The 24,889-nt window shown below is 45.4% G+C and carries 14 protein-coding genes and 1 pseudogene; 14 read left to right on the top strand and 1 reads right to left on the bottom strand.

From position 1 onward, the window contains the following. Nucleotides 1-14 precede the first annotated feature (14 nt). The 13 genes and pseudogenes from IQ211_RS01980 to IQ211_RS19445 form a co-directional block, all read left to right on the top strand. Complete coding sequence (locus IQ211_RS01980) at nt 15-6,296, top strand: TcdA/TcdB pore-forming domain-containing protein (protein WP_189758622.1); 6,282 nt, start codon at nt 15-17, stop codon at nt 6,294-6,296. Nucleotides 6,297-6,697: 401 nt separating this feature from the next. Next, entirely contained in the window at nt 6,698-8,104 is a 1,407-nt protein-coding gene (locus IQ211_RS01975) for a VWA domain-containing protein (RefSeq protein ID WP_189758623.1), read from the top strand. A 269-nt stretch (nt 8,105-8,373) separates the two neighbouring features. Then, nucleotides 8,374-10,281 (top strand): SrfA family protein, encoded by a 1,908-nt coding sequence (locus IQ211_RS01970; RefSeq protein ID WP_189758624.1) that lies wholly within the window; start codon nt 8,374-8,376, stop codon nt 10,279-10,281. 4 nt (nt 10,282-10,285) lie between these two features. Further along, the gene (locus tag IQ211_RS01965; protein ID WP_189758625.1) at nt 10,286-13,309 is read left to right on the top strand and encodes a virulence factor SrfB; all 3,024 of its coding nucleotides are present in this window, start codon (nt 10,286-10,288) and stop codon (nt 13,307-13,309) included. Next, nucleotides 13,309-15,996, top strand: a complete 2,688-nt coding sequence (locus tag IQ211_RS01960; protein ID WP_189758626.1) for a putative virulence factor — start codon at nt 13,309-13,311, stop codon at nt 15,994-15,996. The genes IQ211_RS01965 and IQ211_RS01960 overlap by 1 nt, the downstream gene beginning before the upstream one ends. A 6-nt stretch (nt 15,997-16,002) precedes the next feature. Beyond that, nucleotides 16,003-17,016, top strand: coding sequence for a hypothetical protein (locus IQ211_RS01955; protein WP_189758627.1), 1,014 nt, complete (start codon nt 16,003-16,005; stop codon nt 17,014-17,016). Between the two features lie 26 nt (nt 17,017-17,042). Continuing rightward, nucleotides 17,043-19,031 carry a vWA domain-containing protein gene (locus IQ211_RS01950; RefSeq protein ID WP_420856233.1) on the top strand — a complete coding sequence of 663 codons (1,989 nt, stop codon included), beginning with the start codon at nt 17,043-17,045 and terminating at the stop codon, nt 19,029-19,031. Beyond that, entirely contained in the window at nt 19,028-19,726 is a 699-nt protein-coding gene (locus IQ211_RS01945; protein WP_223281596.1) for an ABC transporter ATP-binding protein, read from the top strand. The genes IQ211_RS01950 and IQ211_RS01945 overlap by 4 nt, the downstream gene beginning before the upstream one ends. After that, nucleotides 19,707-20,954, top strand: coding sequence for an ABC transporter permease (locus tag IQ211_RS01940; RefSeq protein WP_282885608.1), 1,248 nt, complete (start codon nt 19,707-19,709; stop codon nt 20,952-20,954). The genes IQ211_RS01945 and IQ211_RS01940 overlap by 20 nt, the downstream gene beginning before the upstream one ends. A 28-nt stretch (nt 20,955-20,982) precedes the next feature. Continuing rightward, nucleotides 20,983-22,518: an SUMF1/EgtB/PvdO family nonheme iron enzyme gene (locus tag IQ211_RS01935; protein ID WP_189758633.1), complete on the top strand. Its 1,536-nt coding sequence runs from the start codon at nt 20,983-20,985 to the stop codon at nt 22,516-22,518. Nucleotides 22,519-22,551: 33 nt separating this feature from the next. Continuing rightward, a complete protein-coding gene (locus IQ211_RS01930; protein WP_189758629.1) occupies nt 22,552-23,256 on the top strand; it encodes a coiled-coil domain-containing protein in 705 nt (234 codons plus the stop codon). A gap of 13 nt (nt 23,257-23,269) precedes the next feature. Beyond that, complete coding sequence (locus IQ211_RS01925) at nt 23,270-23,767, top strand: hypothetical protein (protein WP_223281597.1); 498 nt, start codon at nt 23,270-23,272, stop codon at nt 23,765-23,767. A 121-nt stretch (nt 23,768-23,888) separates the two neighbouring features. Beyond that, nucleotides 23,889-24,034: pseudogene (locus IQ211_RS19445) on the top strand (IncC plasmid conjugative DNA transfer DtrJ family protein); the annotation flags it as partial. 20 nt (nt 24,035-24,054) lie between these two features. On the opposite strand, the gene IQ211_RS01920 reads toward IQ211_RS19445, so the two are convergent. Further along, nucleotides 24,055-24,531 (bottom strand): hypothetical protein, encoded by a 477-nt coding sequence (locus tag IQ211_RS01920; protein WP_223281598.1) that lies wholly within the window; start codon nt 24,529-24,531, stop codon nt 24,055-24,057. Nucleotides 24,532-24,614: 83 nt separating this feature from the next. On the opposite strand from IQ211_RS01920, the gene IQ211_RS19835 reads away from it, so the two are divergent. Next, a complete protein-coding gene (locus tag IQ211_RS19835) occupies nt 24,615-24,746 on the top strand; it encodes a hypothetical protein (RefSeq protein ID WP_262985586.1) in 132 nt (43 codons plus the stop codon). The last annotated feature ends 143 nt before the right edge of the window (nt 24,747-24,889 follow it).

Below are 24,889 nucleotides of genomic sequence, written 5' to 3'. Positions count from 1 at the left end.
AAGGAGAAGTGTTCATGCCCAATAACAGCTACCCATCACTGCTTGCGCCCGCTCAGGCGGTATCCCGTCAGGGCAGTGCTGATATCCAGCAGTTTGCTATCAATCCTGAATTATTTGCAAAATCCAACACTATCAGTGCCGAGACTCTGGTTAGAGCAGGGCGACTTCCGACAGAAGGAAACGCCAAATTGGTGAAAGTTAAGTCAGGCTTATACGAGATTGAATACGCTGCTCGAAGCCCGAATGAGATAGCCGGTAGTGATGCTAACAGCGTGCCAGCCTATTTCCTTGGCTATAACGGTGCAAATCAGGCTAATACGTTGCCGGCCTATGTAGATATTCCTAAGCATCCCATGCCAGGAAGTTTTCTGTTCACGGGATCGTTGTCGGGATGTTCACTGGTGGTGACCGGCCTTGATGCTGATACTTACCGAGTCTATCACGATGGACGGGTCAACAGTTCGCTGCTATATGATAACGTGGTCATGGCAGTGGATTTTAAGGATTATCAGGTAGCAAACACGGCTGAAGGTCTCGCCGCGGCCTACATGCAATACGTTGAGGGTAAATGGCAATTGGTGTTCCAACGTCAGGAATACCAGCGAGAAGGTCAGAATATTTGGCCGACATTGCGTCGTGGTGAGGAACCCATATTAATTCAGGAAGCTGACAGACAAGCAACTGAGCGTAGCAAGGCCCAATTCGCCACTTATCGTGAGAAGATCCATCAAAAACTGAAAAAGGCTGCTGAGCAGTTTGGTGTGTCAGTTGAAGGGATCTCGGAGGGTGTATATGAACAAGGAGAGTTTTCTCCTCATCATCCGGCAATTGCTGGGTGGATTAAGTTGCGTGACCAGGTTCAGGCTGCGATCGGAGCAGAAACCCAGCCGTTGGTGGATACCCGCAATACACTCTATGAAAAGCGAAGAAAAACCAGAGACAGTTCTGAGATTTCTCTGATTGATGAAAAGATAAGATATATCAATATCACGCTGGATCACTATAAGGAGGAATACGATTCAGTTTTGCGCGAAGTGTTTTCTGTAGAACAAAGCTGGTTGTGGCAGCAGATCAAGTCCAAAAACGGTACAGATGCAGTAGTGCGGATTGATGATACCGCTATTCAAGGTGGACAGGAACACGATTATAACGTGGGTGAGCGTTATGCTATTGTCGAAGCTTACCAGCGAAGTGGACCGAAAAGCACTGAATTTTCTGATGGATTACAGAACTTTCAGGATATCACTATTCCAGGTTTTAATGATGGAATGTCAATCCTGGAGATGAAAAAACTGTTTCTTGACAGCCCGCTTACCCCTAAACAACGAGGAGCTTTGAGCGGTCGTATTACCGAAGTTAGTCGGGCTGAATATATCGACAAGGTATTGAAACAGACCGCGGTGTTCAGTGAAGACTTTCAGCGGGCCGGTAGCAGCTTCAGTCGTCTGATACCACAAGATTTCTATCTGTCGTTGGTTGGGGACGCATCTGGTGGCCGCTGTTATCCCCTGGTCAGAGCTATGGCGGTAGCACTCGCCAATGGTGGTGAAACAAGTATCAATAGTCTGGTGGAAAAACTCTTCTTTGCCGCCGCTTCCCCCCAGGCGGGCAGTTCCACACTGCTAAAAAATAGTCTGGCAAGACTGCATTCTAATGTTGAGGCTAGTCAGGCGTCAAAAGTGCTGGAAGAGAAGGTTACCTTGTCTAAGGTGGTTTCTTTGTTGCAGGAAGCGACTGGAACTTCGACGTTCGCTCTCAATACCCAAAACCATGCCATGATGGTGGGGAGCACTGTCGGCGCTAAAGGGCGTCGTTACTATTTCTATGATCCAAATTTCGGGATATTTGCATTCGATAATTCAGCTAATTTTTTACGTGCGATGGAAAAACATTTAGTGAAGCGTGGCCTGGCTGTTCACTATAGTGCGTTTGGTAGCCAGTCTGCACCTACCTTCAATCTGGTGGAGATTGATCCCGTCAAAATGGCAAGTGTCCCCGTAGGAAATGGCTTAGATGTTGCCGATTTAACCCGTCCAGACGAACTTGCCACTGTGATAGAACAACGACAGTGGGTCAAGCAAGCCGTCAATGCTCAAGTGAAAATTGCCGAGGATGCTCAGTTACGCACCTCATTGGTTACTCTTGATACCGAACAGTGGGGAGCAAAATTTGATAAGGCCATTACAGCGCTGGCTCAGGAACATAAGCTTGATCATCGTTGGATGCCAGTAATTGGCAGCATTAAGGAACAGGAGGAAGGCCGTTATAGTGTCCAATTCATCAATCGGGATCAGCTTGAGGAGACGCTTTTGGTGAGCAGTAACGATGCCACTGTTTTCGAATTTCGCCGCTTTGTTGATGAACATATACTCACTTTGAGCAAACATTTTGACCTTGAACACGGCCAGTTACAGTTTAATGGCGTTGGAGGTGAGGTAGCTCCGGTTGATGGGCTGAATGCTGGATTTGCAGTACAGACGCTAATCCAATGGTTTGCCGACAAAAATCGCAATGATGCGGCCCATGAGAATGTTTCTCCTGATCTGGCCACCGCACTCAAAATCCACAGTTACCTTAACTACGCCCAGATGATTCACGCTGGTGTGAACGATGCCACCAACGTTATCGAGTTGGTGCGCACGGCATTACGTGGTGAAGTGGTGGTCGCTGAAACCTCGCTCAATCAGTTTTCTTCAACTCTGGCTCATACCGCTAATGAAGGCATAGGTGTGCTTCTTGGTGGAGCTTTGGTTGGGTTGGATGCCTATGAACTCGCCCATGCCGAAACGGATACACAAAAGGCGGTGTTCGGAACTCAGCTCGCATTCGATTCGGCCAGCTTTGTTACGGGTACTGCCGGGGTGGGGGCGGGGCTGCTTGGTGCTTCAACGGCCTCAGCTGTATTGGGTGGCGCAGGAGTGCTCCTTGGCGGGCTTGCCGTGGGCTTTACCGCGCTGGCGCAAGCGTTTGGTGCCGTTGCGGAGGATGCGAAAGCAGTGGGTCGTTACTTCGATATGCTCGACAAGGCTTACAAGGATAATGGCTATCGGTATGACAGCGAGAAGAAGGTACTGATACCATTAGCCGGCGCTGTGATTAAGACTCTGGATCTGCGCAATAATCAGATTGATTTTGACAGCCAGTACATTTATCGCACCCATTCAGGTCCTACTGGTTCAGGGAAAATCAATTATTTCTTCTGGATCGGCGATTTTCCAAAAATGGTTCATGATCGCAGCCAGGCGATAGAGGTACGTAGCGGCATCGGCTACAAGGATGTCTCTCATAAACTCGAGCACAGTGACAGTAGCGTATTAATCCTGCCGGGGACACCTAAGTCATTCATCAGGTACGAATATATGCAACTTCCTGGAGCAACTACACGCCACGATACGGGATTTGATGTTATCCGCAGACTCGAAGAGGATAAACGTTTCGATTACGATTTCTACATTTTCCCAGGTGAAGCGACGATCCGCAGGATCCATCAGGAATATGTAGCAACCCCGATCGAAGTGGTACTCGATCAACACGACAGGAAACTGATAGTGCCTGAGCTTCCCAAAGAACTGCACGGCTATCTGCATTACGAAATCAAAGGGGCAGGGGGCGAGTACCTGATAGGGTTGAATGAAGGCACCAGCGTGAAGCTTATAAGTGACGTCGTGGCTGGCAGTAACCCTGTTCCGTCGCGCTGGATCATCGATAGAAGCCAACTCGCCAGTAATACTATCAGCATCTCGAAGAACCGATTGGTAATTGGTGGTGTTGTGGTCGAACTCGATCCCGCTCAGAACGGTCAGATATTGGTAGTCAACGGCAAAAATGAAGTGAGAGAAGTCGATTTTTCCAATCTGACAACGCAGGTGATAAGCGAAGATGCGAGCAAATGGCAAGTGCCCGGCCAGCAAATTGAGCAACACCTCAATGCTCTGGCCGAGGCGCATCAGTTACACGGGCAGTATGTGGTAGTGGAGAACTACAATCACAACGGGCATGATGTTGGCCGGGCTTTCTATGATGTCTCCAGGAAGCGGATGTTATTCACCGATACTCCCCACGACCAAGCGAAACATGCTCAACTGGGAGCGGTGGTGGGTGACCATGCTTATTTCTACGATGCCGATAACGCCGTAGCGTGGCGGGTGGACATTGCCACTGGACAAGTTAACGCACAGTTTGAGCCATGGTTCAACCAGAATGCAGGCAAGATTAGTCGGTTATGGCAAGAAGGTGATGCGGTCTATCTGGCGCGCCGTTATCAGTTGAAGGAGAGAGAAGCTGAATTGAGCTACCGGATCACCGGTGACCGCATGGAGTTAGTTAGTGCGGTGGGTGATGATGAGTTACTCCAGCTTTCGGCAAACAGAGATCGGCACGGTGATGCACTTAAGACTGTACTGCGAGGTTACGAGAGCAATAGCACGCAACGTGAGACTTCGGTGTATACACTGGGTGCGCGGCTTATCCAACCGACCAGTGCCGAGCTGGTCACTCTATTCGGGACGGATGCGGCAGGTGTGGCACATCGCTACTGGATACGTAGCGATGGAACACTGATTAAACCGAATCTGGCACCCCCGAAGGAACAGACCTTACACTTTAACGAGGACGAACAGATCCGCAGTGCCTGGCAGATCCCAGCTGATCTTGTACTGGCGGGAAGCATTTCCCGCCCCGTTGGTACGGAAGTGTTCTTCTTCTACAGTAAAGAGCAGAATGCTTTGTTCCGTCAGGAAGGTCCTGGCCAGGCTGTTCTTGACGCTAATCAACCCACTGCCTTGCGTATCAACACACCACCGTTAGCCAATGTAGTCAACCTGAATGGTAGCCTGCTTGCCATCACTGAGGATGGGCGCGTAGCGCAACTTGATGCATTGGGGCAGCTTAACTACGAAGCAGTTAACGAGCATTGGCTCAAGGGGCGTACCCACTGGTGGCAGGATCTGGCGAGTGTCACAAATGGGGGAACCACTCTGGCGGTATTTGGCGTCAAGGGCACCGATGGCAAAAGCGTGTTGCCCGTGTGGTACCACAATGGACAAGTGGTCGTGGCTTCAGCAACACTACAGGATAAGCCGCTGCAATTCTTGGGATTCGAAGCTGATGGCACCTCTGCGCGGCTCTTTGCACCTGAAAGTGGTAAATTATATCGCCAACCTGCTATGACCACGAATGCATTGGCTACTGCCTTTGGTTCTGACCTTGTACTTAATGCTTCGGCACAACTTCCCGTTGCCAGTGAATTGACACCTGATTTGTCTCTTAAGGCAGCACAACAGGTTGACACGGGAATACGTCTGATCACAGCCAAGGGTGAGATCCTGATACGAACCAATACGGGAGAATTGCGGTTAGTTGGCGTTGATAAAGATTGGCACCAGAACAATGCGGCTAATTTATCACAGGCACTCACTGAACTTGCTGCCCAATGGCACGCCAAAGGGGTACTGACCTTGCAAAATAACAATACTCAAGACTGGTTTGATATTGGCAGCGGTCAGGTTTTTTCAGGTAATGGCATTCCCGTCTCAGGCAATCTGCGTTTTCTGGGAATCAATGCCAAAAATAAGGCGGCATATGTGTATAACCAGGTGACGCAGGAGTTATACCAGAGCGATAGCAGTGGGGTAAAAATACTCAATAAATCCATTGGAATGGAGCGAATCCAGTCATCCTTATTACTTCAAGGAGGCGAAGCCAGTGATAATCTAATGCTGCCGATCATCGATGGTGTCGATAGTCTGGTGCTGTATGGTGGAGCCAATCACGATACCTATCGTTTCAGTAAGGAGATGTGGGCTCACTACCGTACAGTGATCATCGACAATAACGATCCGAGGCAGTCTTTAGATCGTCTGATCTTACCGATAGCCAATCTGAAAAGTGTTCTTGTGAACCGACATGATGATGACTTGATGTTGACCGACTCTGGCACAGGAACAGCATTGGTGGTGCGTCAGGTATTTGGTAATCAGGCCAAATCTCATCAACATTTGCATATTAATTTGGAGGGAACTTCGTCGGCGATTAATGTGGCTTATCTAGTCGAGAACATGAGTAAGCAAGGAGATATGTTGATGGATTTATCCTGGGCCAGCAGGCAACCCAATATTGCCGCTCATGCCGTCACTACTGTTTCAGCGATAGAAAGCCCAAGTCTGGTGAAGTTGAGCGAAGCTATGGCTTCATTCCCTGATATGGGAGGGGCTTACGAGCACTTACGGCAAAATACACAACCGGCTAAGACCGAACAACCGCTTTTGTTACCTAACTCCAACTCTGTCATAGGGTAAGAACGAGAAATAACAGGAGGGGTTAAATGCCTCTCCTGTTTCTGTGCTTACTCAACAAAACTGCTCATGATGTTCAGTTCTAATACCCAAACTTTCATTATTTGCGTAATGGATGACGCGAGAACCACCAGAGGAATTCCATCTTTAGCCAGAGTTGAAAACCCTGACAGGAAGCTATTGAACCTTGCCGCCATTATTGTAGGATCATTCTTAATGACATTATTTATTTTGTACTTGATTAATATCAGACAGGTCAAACCAACACATGAAATTGTTATGTATGATCTTAACCTATTGTTGCAAAAGTAATGTTCAGGATTAAAAAATATTTTGTGCTTTTAAGAAAATAAGTGTTTTTATGGGAATAAAAAGGAATACAGTCCTGCAAATGGGTATCATGCATGATAAGAATAACGCGTAGTTTAGCCAATAAATATGAGCAGTACGAATATGCATTGCGCCACTATGATTTGCTGCAGTCAGTATTGGTTCAACATCTACCTATAAATTTTTCTTTATTGTTTGCCAGGCCGATCAAAAGCAGTGATGATGCCATTGAATGGTATAGTGATTTGCAAGGCCAGCCTCAACCTTTTTCCCAGTTATCAGATATTGGGCGCGAAAAAATTCATGCACAAATTACCCGCCAACTCGCCGTTATTGCCCGATTACGTGAACGATTGAGTGAAAAAGGGGAAGTAAATACAGAAATCTTTACGCTATTGGAGAAAATTAGCCATTTTCCTGCGGAAGAAAATATCTGGAGCATAGATAATCAACCGGTTATCCTCTGGGGGCAAACTATTTCACCTGCCTCGCAATATCAAGATATTGTAACGGGTAACACGATGTCTCCTGATGCGCCTTTACCAGAGCAGAAACGAAAATTTCGCTGGATGTGGTGGCTACTATTATTACTGTTCGCATTATTATTACTATGGTTATTGAGAGGTTGTATATCGCCGAAGCTTTCTCCAGTGAAATCAGCCAATTTTCCTGTGGAAACATTGCCGATACAGCAACCTGTTGTTGAAACGATCGCTGGTGAATCTATAGGGGAGGCAATACCAGAACCATTGGAAGCATTTGCTGTTGTAGAACCAGAGCAGGTGGAGTCAAAAGTAAAATCGAGCGTCACAGCAAAATTACCCTCAATGGATGTGAAAAAGCTTTGCCCTGCTCAACGCAGTAAAAATCAGGCCCCTGAAGTTGTGCTGATTTTTGATGCCTCAGAATCCATGTTTCTTGGCATAGATGTTACACCACGTGAAGTACAACTTTGGCTACAAGGTCTATCGTTCGAAAACGTCCAGAGGGAGCCAAGGCGTATCACGGTAGCAAAACAGTCTGCCAAGAAAATTATCGATAAACTGCCTTCCGATATGGCAATTAGCCTTGTGGCAGCTTCTGATTGCCAGCGTATTTCGACTTCATCGTCATTGACATCTGGGCAGCGGCTGGCGTTAAAACGAACGATTGACCGTATTGAACCGTATGGAAAAACGCCGCTGGCATTGGCATTAGAAACAGCGGGTTCTTTGGTAGATGGTGTGGATCGTGACGCGATCATTTTGTTAATTTCCGATGGGGATGAAACGTGCGGTGGCGATCCTTGCGCTGTGGCTAATGCGCTTAAAAAACAGAAACCCCGTTTACAAGTCAATGTCGTGGATATCATGCATACTGGAGCAGGAAATTGCATTGCTAAACAAACAGGTGGAAAGGTATTTGCCGCTAATAATGCCAGCCAGTTTACCCAAGTAATAAACCAAGCGATACAAGAATATATCCCTGACAATTGTAATTAGTAGAAATAAAATGCAATAAATTTAATGTATTTTTGCATTTTTATCTGTTTTTAGTGGATGTGGTAGCGTAATAAGGGCACGAGGTTTTACTGCTTATTATGTAATAGTTACAATAGACTCTTGGGAACCATCTTCCGTTTTAATGCGCAGCGCAGATTATTCCGTAGCATTATTTTATCTTTTTGGAAAAGGTATATTTGCTCTCTTGGCCCAATTAGCGAAATAAATACATTAGTGTTGTATTTTTTGATAGCAAGGAATGGCTTATTGTGAAAGAAACTTTTTTACGTGGTGACAAACTCGAAAGTTATTTACCCATGGGAGAGAATGGTCAAGCTGTTCACCATTCTGCCCTGCAATTACGAGAAACCCTACGTCTACGCCAGCTCTCTGAGGTTGCTAATTCACTGGCTATTCCACAGGGCAATGAACAGGGGGATCGTATTGATTGGTATGCGGGATTTGCCGGTCATGTTGTTCCTTGGGCGGCGGCAACAGATGACGAGCGTCAATCTGCATTGCGACAACTGGAGGCAAACCAAGCCGCCATTGAACAACTTAGTACGCAAATGGTTAACCAAAAGGCACATGAAATGCGCTTGTTTGGTGCCTTACTGAGTAAAACTATCCAATTTCCCGACCAAGATCATATCTATTTGGTTGACGGCAAACCTGTAATAACCTTTTGGGGATTTGTGAATGCGAAGCAGCAAGCACGCCCAAAACCTCTCGATTGTTTACGTCAATCGCATCAGGAGACTTTTTTACGTAGTGATAAACTCGAAGGCCCTCTGCCCATGGAAGAAAGTGGGCAAGTAGCTCACCTTTTTCCATTGAGATTACGCGAAAGCTTACGCTCACATCAGCTTCCTGGGGTTGCTGATTCACTGGCAATTCCAAAGGTCAATAGACAGGGGGAGCGTATTGATTGGTATGCGGGATTTTCCGGTAAGGCTGTTCCTTGGGCGGCGGCAACAGCTGATGAGCGTCAGTCTGCACTGCAACAGTTAAAGGAAAATCAATCTGCTGTTGAACAACTCAGTGCGCAACTGCCTGAGCAAAAAGCACATGAAATGCGCCAGCTTGCAGGCTTGCTGAATAATACCATCCAATCTCCAGCTCAGGATTGTATTTATTTGGTTAATGGTAAGCCTATATTAACGCTTTTAGGAAAAGCGAGTGCGAATTTAGGAAAAATAAAAACGCAGCAGAAAAACGCCAATACCCTTGATGGCTTGCGCCCAATGCGGCCTGCTAAATCAGCAATTGTTTCAGAATCACCAATTACTTCAGGCAATGCATCAAAACTTGCAATTGAGCCGGTAGCTTCTGTTGCATCGCTATCTTCTTCTGCCTCTGCGTCAATGGCTAAGCGTACACAACGTCGGCGATTACGTCGTTGGTTATGGTTGTTATTACCTTTGTTACTGATTTTACTTTCCCTTTTGTTATTGCGTGGTTGTATGCCCGAAATGCCTGTTTGGGGAATAGTATCGTCAACTCACACTACGCCTTCACATCAAGATGAAGTGATTTCATTTCATGGTGTTACAAGCAGTGGCGGTATATTAGAACGTAGTGACACGATAAATAGCAATAATATGGGTAATTCCCAGCTACTGAATCCCCCCCTTAAGCTGGAAGCAGGAAATTCTGCGGCTGATGGAATGCCATCGGCAAAAGATTCTTTGTTGGAAAAAAGTGTTTCTGAATCAATTGATTCTGGTAAATCGATACCATCAACCAGTACTGATCTATCCAATAACTCATCATTATCTGGGACACCAACATCTTCTTCTGAAGAGATGACAATTCCTGCTAGCGCTTTGCAACAAAACAACATTGATTTTCTCAATGGTCGTTGGCATGCGGGGGCGGGGATCCAGGATAGCCGTACTGGTAAGCCATTGAGGCTGACTTATCAGATCCATAATGGCAAAGGGCAAGTTGAAGTAGTGCGAGGTGATGGAATTCGTTGTCAAGCTCCAGTCAGGGCGGCCATGAACACTGAAATGTTGCAGTTAAATAACAGTGGTGAAGCAAAATGTACTGATGGTTCAAATTACACTATGCCTGATGTTGTTTGTCAGCAGGGCACACAGAATATGGCAGAGTGCAAAGGACGCTATGACGAAAAAACTTTATTTCCTATGTCGATGAAGCGAGAGGCAAATTAACCACATGCTGGCAACTATTACTGATTTCAAAGAGAAAGTCACACTGATCCGTGACAGTGGTATTCAGTTTCTGGATTTTGCTTTTGCGTTACCTAAGCACAAAGTGTACGGTGAATTTCTACTGGCTGGAGAAGATAATCCAGTGATCCGCTTGGTATATAACGAGCGAGATAACAATTTCCTGGTGCCCTCACCGTCGGGAGTTTCTGCGTTTGCAGCGGAATCAGATTACTCATTGTCATTGGAAAAATCCCTTGAGCTTTATAACGACATTTGGCTACCGTTACCATTTTTCCGTTTTAATTCACCCGGGAGTTTTGCACAAGGACCGACCAACTGGTCGCGGGTGAAGTTTCATGCACTTGATACACCGGATGAACAGGGAAACACCTGGCGTGTGACGCTGGCTTTTGATACCAAAGTTTTTCCAGACAGAACGAATACCCAATATTTGGCACCGGGGGATGACGATGTACGTTCTGGTGTCGGTTTTGCGCTGGCAGAAAACCATCATGAAATGGGTGATTTTTTGTTGCTGAAATGGGTGGACGATTGGTTGCGGGAAACCTATACCGAGCGGGCTACTGGATTATGGCGCCATTATCATGAAGATATCGATAATAGCCTGAACCAAAAGGAACATCAGGCGCATTATCTTAATTTGGTTAATGCACTGAACGTTTCGCTGGGCGTTCCTGAAATTCAGCTTAATGATGTCAGGTTAAATGATAACCCGATTATTGACGTTGACTTGGTGCTAGATATAGGTAACTCACGCAGTTGTGGGATTTTGATTGAAGACCACAAAGATGATAACCAAGGCTTATCTCATCATTATCAGTTGCAGCTACGTGACTTGAGTGAACCTCAATATGTCTATACAGAACCTTTTGAAAGCCGATTGGAATTTGCCCAGGCTGAATTTGGCAAGCAGGATTTTTCCGCGAAGAGTGGACGTAGTGATGCCTTTACTTGGCCAACTATTGGCCGCTTGGGAGAAGAAGCCTTCCGCATGGCATCACAGCGTTTAGGAACGGAAGGATCAACCGGGCTTTCCAGTCCAAAACGTTATTTATGGGATGAAGCAACATATTCCCCCGGCTGGCGGTTTAGTCGTGCATTTGTTAAATCGGATCGTGAACCACAGGCAACAGCGGCACCGATGACCTACATGATCAATGACAAGGGTGAAGCGCTTTATGCACTCAAGCCTTCTGAACGTATGCCAGTGTTTACACCGAACTATAGTCGTCGCTCTTTGATGACTATGATGTTGTCAGAGGTATTGGCACAAGCGTTAATGCAGATTAATAGCCCAGCCCAACGCTTGAAGATGACCCATGCCAGTACACCACGCCAGTTAAAAAATATCATTCTTACTGTTCCGCCAGCTATGCCAAAGCCTGAGCGTGCTATTTTCCAACAGGCAATGACACAAGCCATCAGATTGGTGTGGAAAGCACTGAGCTGGGAAGATCGAGATCAAGGTATTGATGAAAGTGGGCGGGAAGATAAGAACGTCGAACGCAAGCGCATATTGCCAGAAGTGCATGTGAAATGGGATGAGGCGACTTGTGGCCAATTAGTTTACCTCTATAACGAGACACAAAACTATTTTTGTGGTCGTAGTGAAGAGTTTTTTGCTGCCACTGTGCGGCCTGACAACAAGCTGGAAACTGGTGATAAACGCACATTGAAAATCGCATCCATCGACATTGGTGGTGGGACGACGGATCTGGTTATCACGCGCTATACCTTGGATGAAGGTAGTGGCAGTAATGTGCGTATTGTTCCAACGCAATTATTCCGCGAGGGTTTTAAAGTCGCCGGTGATGATATTTTGTTGGACGTGATCCAGCTTTACTTACAGCCGGCATTCAAGGCTGCCTTGTTGGACATCGGTTATCAAGATTTAGATGCAGAAGCAATCATGTCTCGATTGTTTGGTAGTGAGGCACTGGAAGCGGGTAAGCAAGTGCTGCGTCAACAATTGACATTGCAAATATTTGCTCCGATAGCGCTTGCCATTTTGCATCATTATGAAAAATTTAATCTCGCAACAGGTGAGCAGGTAATTAGCGCTACGTTCAGTGATCTGCTTCCCTCTCCACCAACGAATAAATTGCTTGAATACGTGGATGAAGAAGTTAAACGTAATCTGCCAGCCGGAATAAAAAATGAATTCTCTATTCTAAATGTCCCAGTAAACATTAGCTTGATGAAACTGCATAATGAGTTTATTGATCTCCGCAATAACCGCATTAATATCTGCCAAAGCCTGCGTTCATTGAGTGAAGTCCTTTGGCACTATAGCTGCGATATCTTGCTGTTAACTGGACGTCCTTCCCGCTTGCCAGGAATTCAGGCATTGCTGTGCAAATTACAACCAGTGCCGCCTGCACGTATTCTCCCGCTGCATGGATATGAAACCGGAGGTTGGTATCCATTCAATAAGAACGGGTTGATTGAAGATCCTAAATCTACTGCTGCGGTTGGGGCGATGCTGTGCTTGTTGGCGGAGAAATCACGGCTGAGTAATTTCTACTTCCGTACTGCCAATTTCAAACCTTATTCAACCATTCGTTATTTTGGCATGCTTGACAGTAATAACTTGTTGAAAAATAGCAATATATTTTATCGAGACATAGATCTGGATAAACCAGGGTTCCAACTGGATCGCGAGCAATATTTTGAATCACGTGGGGAAATGCGGCTAGGTTTCCGTCAACTCGATAATGAACGTTGGCCAGCAACCCCGTTGTATACCCTGAAAATTCAGGGCGCTCGGGTAGCGGCAGCATTAGCTGGTGATGCGATATTACGCCTGAAATTGGAAGTGGAAGAAGGGCAGGGGCGCGAAGCAGAATCTAACGGTAGCCCAGAAAAATTCCGCATTAATGAGATGGAAATTGTCGGATCTGAGCAAAACACGCGCCCTAACGACGTTAGCTTCAAACTTAATACCCTGATTGGAAGTGGCTTGGGTGAAACTTATTATTGGCTCGACAGTGGGAGCATAAAAATCTAATGAATAACCTTACTCCCGAACAATTAAAACAAGCGTGGCTTGATGTAGCAAAAGGAGCGGGCCAAGCGATTGAATGGATAGAGGATGTGCGTGGCAATGCCCCTCGCCTGAATACAGAAGCCGATCGGTTAAAACTGAAATTGCGTCGGAGCCGTAATACAGCGCACCGTTTGGCGACGGCGGCCATGCGTCCGATGACTATTGGTTTCTTCGGTTTGTCCCAAGCGGGAAAGTCCTATCTTATCTCCTCGCTGGCTGCGGGGGAAAATGGGCGTTTAGAAACCCAAATGGGTCACCATAAACTTGATTTTATCGAACATATTAACCCTCGTGGTGGAGGCAAAGAGGCTACCGGCCTTGTTACTCGTTTTAGTCGTCATACACTCCCAGTCAATCCAGATTGGCCGATTGAATTACAACTATTTAATGAAGCGGAAATCGCCAAAATTCTTGCTAATACGTTTATTCATGACTTCAATCAGGAAAGGATTGATTGGGGTTATGATGAAAAACGCATTAATGCGCTGCTTACCACGCTAAATGGACGACGCCAGCCTCATAAAGAGCCGGGCATGACGGAAGAGGATGTTGTTGCACTATGGGATTATTTAGTTCGTCATGCGGAAAAAAGCCAAAGCAAAATGGCATTGCAATACTGGCCAACGGCAGTAGAGCTGGCACCTTGGCTATCAATTGATGATCGTGCCCAGTTATTTGGCGAACTATGGGGCAATATTCGTGAGTTCAGCGATACCTATCGACGTTTTGCCTATACGTTACAGCGTTTGGGAGGTGCCAGTTTGGTCAGGGCACCACTGAGTGTTTTGGTCACTGAGCAGAATAATCGATTGGTACAAACCAGCAGCATAATGAATGTTGATATGCTGGAGCGCCTGAACAAGAGCAATGACTTGCAGGTTGAAGTTTGTCCTGAGCTGGAAAATGGACTGTCTGCCCCTGTTTCCCTCTCCTTGGCAGAACTTACCGCACTAACAGTCGAACTGCATGTACCATTGCTTTCTTCTACACGGGAAAGGTTGTTTGAAAATGTCGACTTGCTAGATTTTCCCGGTTACCGCGGTCGCCTTGGCGTAGAGTCACTGGATTATTTCCAAAACGCGGCAGAAACAGAAAATGAAGACAGTAACCCGCTGGCGCAATTAATCCTGCGGGGCAAGGTAGCTTATTTGTTTGAACGTTATACGCTCAACCAAGAAATGAACGTATTGGTGGTTTGCACACCTTCAAATGAACAATCCAACGTGAAAGATGTTGGTAGTGTATTGGATGAGTGGATTCGTTATACCCAAGGCGCTGATGCTAGTAGCCGTGCTCGTCGTCCATCGGGATTAGTTTGGGCGATCACTAAGCTGGACTTACGTATCACACAAGAGTTAACCAAGTCAGAAGACATGCTGCGCGAAGCCTGGGGCAAGGGTGGCATGATTAAAATCACTATGACAGAACGTTTTGGTCATTTTCCGTGGATGCAGGAATGGCAACCAGGGCGAGCTTTTAACAATACCTTCTTGGTGCGTAAACCGCGTCAGGCTACACCATTTATCATGATGCAAGCAGACAGTGAAGTAGGATTCAATCAACAAACTGCACCTAAGTTGACCTTGATGAAAAAAACGTTCCTTGAGGATACTGCGATTCAGCGTCACATTGCTTCACCTGAGGAGGCATGGGATGCCATGCTTCAACTTGACGATGGTGGTATGCGTCGATTGGCCGACTATTTGGGGAGCGCCTCACAACATGAAATTAAGTTGATGCGTATAGCGGAACAGCTAGATGAAACTCGTCATGAACTGGTGGAAGGGAACTTACATGCTTGGTATCAGCCAAATGGGGCTGAAGACGTGGCGAGAAAAGAACTGATTGCTGATGATATTCTTAAGGTATTGCAAACCCGTATGGAGATGCACGGTGAACTGTTGGTAAGTTTTATCCCTTCGCGCAAGGCACTGCAAGAACTGTATATGCAGGAAACGGAAGTGGAGTTGTCTGTTGAAGATAATAAAGCGGATGAATCGATAGCCAACTTCGGCATTGGTAGTGATTTTGATCTGTTCGGTGATACACCAGACGAAACGGTATCTGTTCACAGCCATGAACAAGAGTTTGCCCATCGCGTGATTAAATTATGGATCAATTACCTGCGAACCGTCCCGGAACAGCTGGATGTGGCGAATGTTATCGGTCTACCTCGCCCTATTGTTGAAATGTTGGTGGATGAATTAATTACGGCTATTCAGAGAATGAACGTCGAGAGGGATCTGCTGAAAGTGCTGGAAAACACGGAGCAAGCAGGTGTCCGACGGGAAAAAATGATGGAGCGTCAGGTTTCCCGTGTGATGCACGTTATGAATGATTTTGTCACTTGGTTGGGTTATCAGAACATACCGAATGAAAAACGTCCTGATAGCCGTTTTAACAAAGGCCAACCTATTTTTTCCCGCCCAGATAAAAAAGATCCAGCATTGTGGAGAGGTGATGAACGGCTTTATCGATTAACAAACGAGACGCTGAACTATAGCGCCATGTTTGTTTTTGATTGGCTGATCGGCCTGAAGGACGTGATTAAAGAAAATGCCGGTCACTCTGCTGGGCGTGAAATTACTGCCATCCAAAATGAACAGCTGGGCGCCATTATTCAACGTATTCAATTGTCGTCGGAGTAACGAGTTGTGATTAAACCAGAACTGAGACCTCATGAACCGGTTGAGCCGGGATATGCCATATTGCGCATTGAAGATTGGCAGGGAGCCACTGAGGGCATCAAGGTATCAGTCCAGCGCAATCAGGATCGCTGTTTTGTAGATGAGCGAGGGCAATGGATCAGCAATGAAGTGTGGTTAATGCTTCCTGAATTGCAGGAAGTGGATGGCGCGGTGGAAGCGCAAATAGGCCCTGCATTGGTTGATGCTTTGTTGGCTGAGCGTCAGGTGGCATATCGTGTCACAGCAAAAGACTGTGATGGTCTGCAAAATATCGGGGTGCTGAAAATTGCCGATGGGGTGCTAAGTTCCTTGGCAAAAGGAGACTATGTCCCTACAGATAAAGAACGTGAGCTTAGTGACAATGTATCTTCAACGCAGGAAACAGCCGTGCTTCCTGACGAAACATCGCCTGTTGAAACACAAAATACTGTATTGCCGAAATCAGAGGCGCAGTCATTGTCGTTCAATGAAAAGGATAATATCCCATCACCTGTGCCACCAGTATCGGCAAAAAGATCAAACAAAAATTTATTGATAGCTCTGGCGGTATTGTTGATTGTAGTCGTTGCTGGTGCATTTTGGTGGTGGTTGAAACCACAAGCTAAGCCAGAACCAGTGATTGCCAGCGCGTCGGAAACAGCGCCTTGTGCAGGTGAAAATATGACTAAAGGCAGTGGGCTGGATTTTGTTAAAAGTTGTTTACGTAGCCAGCCTTCCAGCCAGCAAGTGTTGGAAATCATTAATCAGGCAAAAGAGGCAAAACAGTGTGATATTGCCCAGCGCCTTTATGCCTATAAGGCACAATCGGGTGATACAAACATCGCTTTACGTTATGCCCAAGAATATGATCCGAAAACAGCAACGAAAAAAGGGTGTTTTGTTGCGGATGCTCAAACGGCCATTTATTGGTACGAAATACTGGTTAATCAAGATCCACAAAATCGTAAAGCGAAAGCTCGTTTAGAAGAACTGAAAAAATAGCGTGCTGAAGGAATAGGAATGGCATGATGAAATATCTTGGCTGGCTGGTGGCGGGTTTCCCCGCTCTGGCATTGGTGGTATCGACTGGGGCGTCAGCACAAACACCGTTATTGCAGGAAGGGAAACAAACGCTCTATCAGCGGGTGCTAACTTATCCTGGTTGTGAATTATCGGCGAAGATCGGTGAAAAAGGCAAAGAACAACCTGCCTTTAGTCGTTTTTACGTCTACCAGCGCCAGCAGCAAGGAAACGAAGAATGGTTACATGTAGGTCCTGATAGTTACGGTTATCCTCGTGGCTGGATGAAATCCGGCTGTACCGTAGATTGGAAAATGCAGTTGACTTTGGCTTTTACCAACCCTTCTGGGCGTAGCCCAATGTTGTTCTTCCGTGATAAAACGGATGTAGAAGATATTTTGAACAAACCGAATCCGGCTGCGCAATTGCAGCCATTATTGAGTGGGCTGAAAGAGGGGAAATCCGTTTCTTCTGTGTTGGCGCGTGAACCTGATTATATGATCAATCAGCACCAGAATTTTTATCTGCTGCCCGTGTTGGATTCGGATGATATTTTTACCAACACAGGTTATCAAGTACGAATACTTAATGTTGCTTCCGTAAGTGAAACGCCTAATTCAGAGCAAGATAAGGGAAGTAACATCTCTCCCGATAAAGAAAAAAATATGATGAAAGGGTTCTCGGCATCGGTGGTATTCGTGATTGATTCCACTATATCGATGGGGCCTTATATTGATCGTACTAAACAAGCCATTGAGAAAATTTACCAGCAAATTGAAAAAGAGAATTTGCTTGGGCAGGTGAAATTTGGCCTTATCGCTTATCGCTCCAATGTTACGGCGGTTCCAGGCTTGGAATATGACAGCAAACTGTATGTCGATCCCAATACGGTCAAAGATGGAAAAGATTTTCTGGCAAAAGTTCGTGACCTCAAACAAGCCAAAGTTTCCAGTAGCAAAGTCAATGAAGACGCTTATGCAGGCGTAATGACGGCATTGGATAAAGTGGACTGGACGAAATTTGGTGCGCGTTATGTGATCCTCGTGACGGATGCAGGTGCATTGGAAGGTGATGATAAATTATCCACCACTAAATTGGATGCTACACAGGTGCGTTTGGAGGCTACTTATCGCGGTGTGGCATTGTATGCACTTCATTTGAAAACACCAGCAGGGCGTAAAAACCATGCTTCCGCAGAGAGCCAGTACCGTGAGTTAACGCTCAATGCCTTCTTACATAAACCGCTGTATTACCCGATTGACTCAGGCGATGTGAACAGTTTTGGTACGATAGTTGACAGCTTGGCCAATGCGATCACAGGGCAGATTAAAACAGCATGGAGTGGAAAAGAGACGGTTGGTAGCGCACTTGGCGCTGATGAATCCTATTCTTCTGATGCGGGAGAAAAAGAGGCGTTATTACAGGGACCTTTACTGCGTGATGCTGCTTTGTTAGGGCACGCCATGCAATTGGCATACCTTGGCGAGAAACAGGGAATCCAAGCACCGCCGGTATTTAAATCTTGGATTAGTGACCGAGATTTGGTGAAACAAAATATTCCAGCGACAGAGGTCAAGGTACTGTTGACCAAGAGCGAGTTAAGTGATCTGAGTGAAATCATGAAGAAGATCGTGGATGCAGCCAATGAAGGCCTGATTTCTCCGGATGATATGTTTGCCAGTTTGCGTTCACTAGCTGCGACTATGGGGAATGATCCAAAACAGGCAAAAAATAAGCAAGCAACCAAACTTGGTGAAATGGGGCTGCTGGGTGAATATATCGAAGGATTGCCTTATTTGAGCGAAGTGCTGAGCCTGGATGAAGAGACGTGGAAAAGTTGGGATGGATTGGAGCAAGAGCGTTTTATTCGTCGTTTGAATACCAAACTTAAGTATTACCAGCGTTATAACGAAGATGTCGATCGCTGGATTTCATTGGCACCAGACAGCGATCCGCGTGATAACGTCTACCCTGTACCATTGGAAAATCTTCCATGATGTTGCACATTGAGTCGATGCAGATACAGCGTGGGCAGGAAGAGCAAGGTCTTACCGTTAGTTTGCCGTCGTTGTCGCTGGATGCGGGAGAAGTGGCCGCATTAACAGGTCCCAGTGGATGTGGTAAAAGCACTTTACTGGAGATGATTGGGGGGATATTGCAACCTGATCATCTCATGTGTTACCGATTAGGAATGCCACCACGTGATATTGCCACGCCGATTTTGGCAGGGGAAGAGCGCCAACTTGCTGGGATACGGGCGAAAGATATCGGTTTTGTTTTGCAACATGGTGGCCTGCTTCCTTGGCTTTCAGTGGAGCAAAATATTCAATTGCCTCGCAAAATAGCAGGGTTAGTGGTTCACTCCGATTGGCTGGATACCGCTATTTCGCGCCTGAAAATTGGGGGATTGATGAAAAAAATGCCTTCCCAACTTTCAATTGGGGAACGCCAGCGTGTCGCCTTTGTTCGTGCCATTGCTCATCAACCTCAACTATTATTGGCAGATGAACCTACAGCAGCGCTGGATCCCCATAATGCGGAGGCACTTTTTGGCCTGATAATTGAAATGGTAAACTCACTGGGTTTAGTTGCGATTATTGTGAGTCATGATTGGCAGCGGGTCACAGATTTGAGCCTTAAACGTTATGCTGCGAAAGTGGATGAAAAACAAAGTGTCTTCACAATCTATTAATAGTAATGGCTCTACCATGCGACCGTCTCGTTGGCTTCTGCCCCGTATGGCGTTGGCAGATTTGGTTCATGATCGCAAGGTCGCGTTCTGTATCATCTTTTCGTTGATTGCTGTAATCACGCCTCTTTTACTGCTGTTTGGTTTGAAAAATGGCATAGTCAGCCAGCTTCGCCATATCCTATTGGATGATCCACGTACACTCGAAGTTCGTATGTTGGGAAATGGTAACTATGACCGTACTTGGCTGATGCAGCTTGCGGAGCGTCCCGATGTCAGTTTTGTTATGCCATTAACGCGTTCATTGAACACGCAGGCTGATCTGGTTAAATATAATCGGCATTTTGTCAGTAATGCTGAAGTGATCCCCACAGCCCCACATGATCCCTTGTTGGTTAACGCGCGGATACCGCAGGGTCCTCAACAAGTCGTGCTTAGTGCTAGTGCCGCAGGGCAGTTGCAGGTAAAAATAGGGGATAGCTTACGTTTAGTGATTACCCGTAAACGAGATGGGCTGAACGAACGCGCACAACATACATTAACTGTCATTGATGTAATTGATGGAGCGAAATTTTCCCGCCCTGCCGCTTTCGTCACGCTGCCTCTTTTGGTTGCGATGGAAGACTACCGTGATGGTTATCAGGTAGAGCTATTCAATACCCACGATGGGAAGCAAGTCCATGGACGTACATCTTTTGCCAAAGCTCGGTTATATGCTAGTAGCATTGATACGGTAGAAGAATTAGCTGACTGGCTACAGCAGCAAAATATTGAAACGGTGACCCAGCAGGCACAGATTGAATCTGTACGTGCCATCGATTATGTACTTGGCTTGATTTTTAGCGTTATCGCTTGGATATCTGCTTCAGGTTGTGTCGCGTCGCTGGTGGGGGCCTTTATGGCAAATATCGATCGTAAGAGAAAAGATATGGCTGTGCTTAGATTATTGGGTTTCCGTCGTCGGGCTGTTGTGTTGTTTATCCTGATCCAGGCTTTGTTTCTTACCGGCAGTGCTTGGGGAATAGGCTTATTTCTCTATTTTGGCGCCAGCCAGTTATTTGACAGTGTACTGGGGGCTTCACTACCTGAAACGGCATTTGTGTGCCATTTGGAACCCTCGCATCTATTGATCGCATTATTGGTGATTTTAGCCGTAGCGTTGGGGGTTGCTGCAATAGGGGCATTACGCGCATTGAAAATTGAACCTGCGGAGAGTTTACGTGAGATTTAATCATTGTGTGAGGGGGGCTTATGTGGGTATGGTCTTGTCAGGATTCTTGCTTGGAACATTTTCACTTTCTGCCAATGCAGCCAATGTGAGTTGGGAAGAAAAATATTATAATCCCAAGCCATTGGCGGATGATGTGATATTACCTATGCCTTGTAGTGGTGCGATGGTATTTCGCAAGATCTCCATTCCCCTTAGCCAACCATTGCAGGATTACAGCATTATATTGGGCGGGGAAGGTAACGATGAATGGGGATATCTGGAGCAAGCGCGAGCTGAACATATTGCGGGAAGTTTCGCAGAAGGCCGGTCTGTCAAGGGGCGCTACTTCTTGATGGCGAAGTACGAGATAACAGATTTACAATATCAGGCCATTATGGGCAACTGTCCGACACCAAATATGAAACTGCGTCTGCCTAAAGTGAATATTGGTTGGATAGATGCCATGAATCTGGCGAACCAATATAACCTTTGGTTATTGAATAATCAGCCTAAGGCCTTACCCGTAGAAGATGGTAAACCCGGTTTCTTACGCTTGCCGATAGAAACTGAATGGGAGTTTGCTGCCCGTGGTGGTTTGGCTGTTTCCACGGCTGAATTCCGCGATCAACGTTTCCCAATGCCAGAAGGGATAACCAATTATGTCTGGTTTGCAGGCTCCCAATCCTCCAATGGCAAACTTCAACTTACCGGCTTACTTAAACCTAACCCGCTGGGGCTGCATGATATGTTAGGCAATGCATCTGAGATGATGTTTGAACCTTTCCGCTTAAATAAATTAGATCGCCAGCATGGTAAAGCAGGGGGATATATCGTTAGGGGCGGAAACTTTCTGACACCACAAAACGACATACGTAGCGCATTGCGTGGTGAAGAACCTTATTATTCGGGACAAGGTGATAATAAAAATAAAACCATTGGCTTTCGTTTGGTGCTGGTTTCTCCGACATTGACTTCCCGAGAACGTATCAAAGAGATTGCCAAAGAGTGGAAAGCATTAGGTACAGATAATATACAAGCCAAGGAGAAAAAAGCAGCTGATTCTATTGATAACTTGAGTAATATCTCAGCCCAGGTTCAGGATACGACGGTAAAAAAGCAGTTGGAACAATTGCGAGCTGATCTGCGGGCAAATGCACAGCTGCGTGATGAACAGCGCGATCAGGCAATACGCACTTCTTTGCAGCTTGGGGCATTCTTATGTACCAAATTAAAAGATGACGGAGAATTTTATGATCGCTTGGTTAGTTTATATGAAAAAACCTGTAAAGCGGGCAGTGAGCTAGATGCTAATTGCTCGCGTCGCCAAACACAGCTAGAACAGCATAAAAAAGCGCTGAGTTTTATTGTTAATTATTATGCTGATACCTTGGTGGATATGGGAATAACTTATAATGTTGAGCTTATTGCCCCGCAACTTCGTATTGTTCAACAGCAAATGTCAGCACGCGGAAAGACGAATTTGAACCGTTACCTCAACACTTATTGGGACAACCTTAAAGGGTATTGGAACAACGGGAAAGTTGCACGAGACAGTTGGTTAGATGCATGTAAGAAAAATAATTAATAATCAATCAGATTAAAAAAAGGATAATAAGGAATGGTTTTGAAATCTATTCGTTCTATGGTTTCTATCTGCATGATTTTTTTTCTGGCGGGCTGCCAAACCTTGCAAAGCCCTTTTGCCCAGAGTGGGGGAGTGGATTCTCGTTTAACCCAGAATAAAGATGTTGAATTTTTTAATAAATCGGGATGGCAGGCATGTATAGCTGGTGCTGCGACAGGAGCATTGGCTTGTGCGCTCGCCAGTGACCATAAAGCAATATGTATTGCTGCCGCTGCTATTTTGGGTTGCGGTGTTGGTGTGGGAGCCAATGCTTATCTGGATAACCAGCGTAAACAATATGCAACTAAAGAGCAGTTACTGGTTGCTTCAATTAACGATGTTAAAGCAGAAAACAAACGTATCCAGAACGTAACGGCTACAGCTAGGGAAGTTATTGCGGCGGATAAGCGTACTTTAGCAAATCTCAAAAAAAATATCGTTGCGAAGACAGTGAAAAGAGACCAGATGCAAAAAGAGCTGGCAGGCCTTGACGCCAATATTGCTTATCTGCGCAATACTATTAAGGAAATGAAAGCGCATGAAAAGCAGTGGAATGAAGTCTCTTCTTTGATGGTAAAAGATAAAATTCGTACGAAAGATTTGGATAATCAAATTGTCCAGATGCGAAAAAACATTGGCACGTTACAACAAGAGCTCGACAGCCTTTATGAACAACGTACCGCAATTAAAGTGAGCTGATAAGGGAGTTCTTATGCGTGTATTAATGATGCGTGGATTAGTTATGTTAGCAGCTGGTGTCGCATTGGCTGGTTGTGTAACGAAGACAAAAGACTGTGATCCGACATTGGGCGATATGAGTATTATTGCGAAGTTTAACTGTAATTACTCAGGAACTTGGGATCAACGTGTAGTGGAAAAGGAGCAAGAACTACAACACGAACAGGCTTTGAATAAAGAGTTTAAGGCAATTTATGAAGCGATTGAACGTGAGAAAAAATCGGGTAAGGAGAGTCTGGAAAGCAAAAAGCGTTCTCACACCGCATTGCAGAAATCTATAAACAGCTTGTTGGGTCAATTGAAAACCAAATCTGCGGGCAAAGTGAAAATGGAAAAACAGATCGCTGAATTAGAGCAACGCTTGCATAATTTGCAAAACCAACCATCACCATCTGAAATGCAAAAGCAATTGGAATTACAACAGTTACAGAGTCAACTTAATGAACTTCAAAACAGCCTGTTGTTACAATAATCAGACTAATTACCAGTAAGTTGGATTAATACTCAGCTCATTTATTGTTGACAATTCGATCACTATAAATGGGCTGAAGTTATTTTAGGGATTATTCTGTCCGGTTATCCGGGCGGGGTAAGAGTCCAGTTTTGTCCATCATCATGCCAAACGGAGTATTAAACCGGCCAGCACGATCCCTTGTTGTATCCGACGGTAATATTGTTGCCGGCAGCGATAATGTTGGGTATAGCGGTGGTGATTGCAACGTCAATGTTTAAGAAATAGTTGTAAGTGTGATAGCACGTTTAAGAGTCACTTTCCGGTAAGTCAGAAATATGTTCAGCCAGGTGATCGATTATGGTATCAGGTAGACATTTTATGCTTGTTAATAAATTATTTTTTTTATAAACATCGACACCAGCAACATACTTACTCCCAAGATATGATGAAGTTACAGTATAAGTGAAGTCACCATTCTTAAAATCTAGCTCATGAATTTGTGCTTTCCCTGTGTCAGTATCAGCTGCACTGACATTATGAAATCGATGAGATAATTGTTCTGGAAATCTCTGTAATTCGATATCGGGTTTTTGGTTAGTTTTACCAAATCGATATGTGTATTTTCCATTATACAGGCTCACATTGACCATTTTATGATTCTTGTTAGCACATTGAAACACGGTCACTATGTGCGATGCGGCTATTGCTGAAGAGGTCAGAGTAAATAGTGATAACAACGCTGCTGTTTTTAATAGAGGTCTGCGCATAACAATTTCCTTCATTTTGTTGCCTTAGTCATAAAGTTAGCTCAAAAAATTTATTAGTGATAGTAATGATTATCTGAGTTCAATTGAGATGCCGGACGATGAAAGGCAAAATGGTTTTTTGTTTTGCCTTTCAGCAGACAAGCCGCATTGCAGCGCGTCAGTTTGCAACAGATATTAGTTTTTGTGTTAAAGAAGCTATCAGCAAAAATGAAAAAAGATTTAAATCTTAGGTCGTGACATCAATTTATTGAATCATGTATAGGGTCGTGACATCAATTTATTGAATCATGTATAGTATGCCTATTTGGAGAACATTCAGATGGCAAAGATTGATGTGACCTGTCCCTCTTGTTGTGCAGTTAAAGGGATCCAC

It is taken from the genome of Xenorhabdus griffiniae, assembly GCF_015163655.1.
In the GTDB taxonomy this organism is placed as follows: Bacteria; Pseudomonadota; Gammaproteobacteria; order Enterobacterales; family Enterobacteriaceae; genus Xenorhabdus; species Xenorhabdus griffiniae.
Note: the sequence above shows the minus strand (reverse complement) of the source record. Positions and strands in the feature narration are given on the sequence as shown.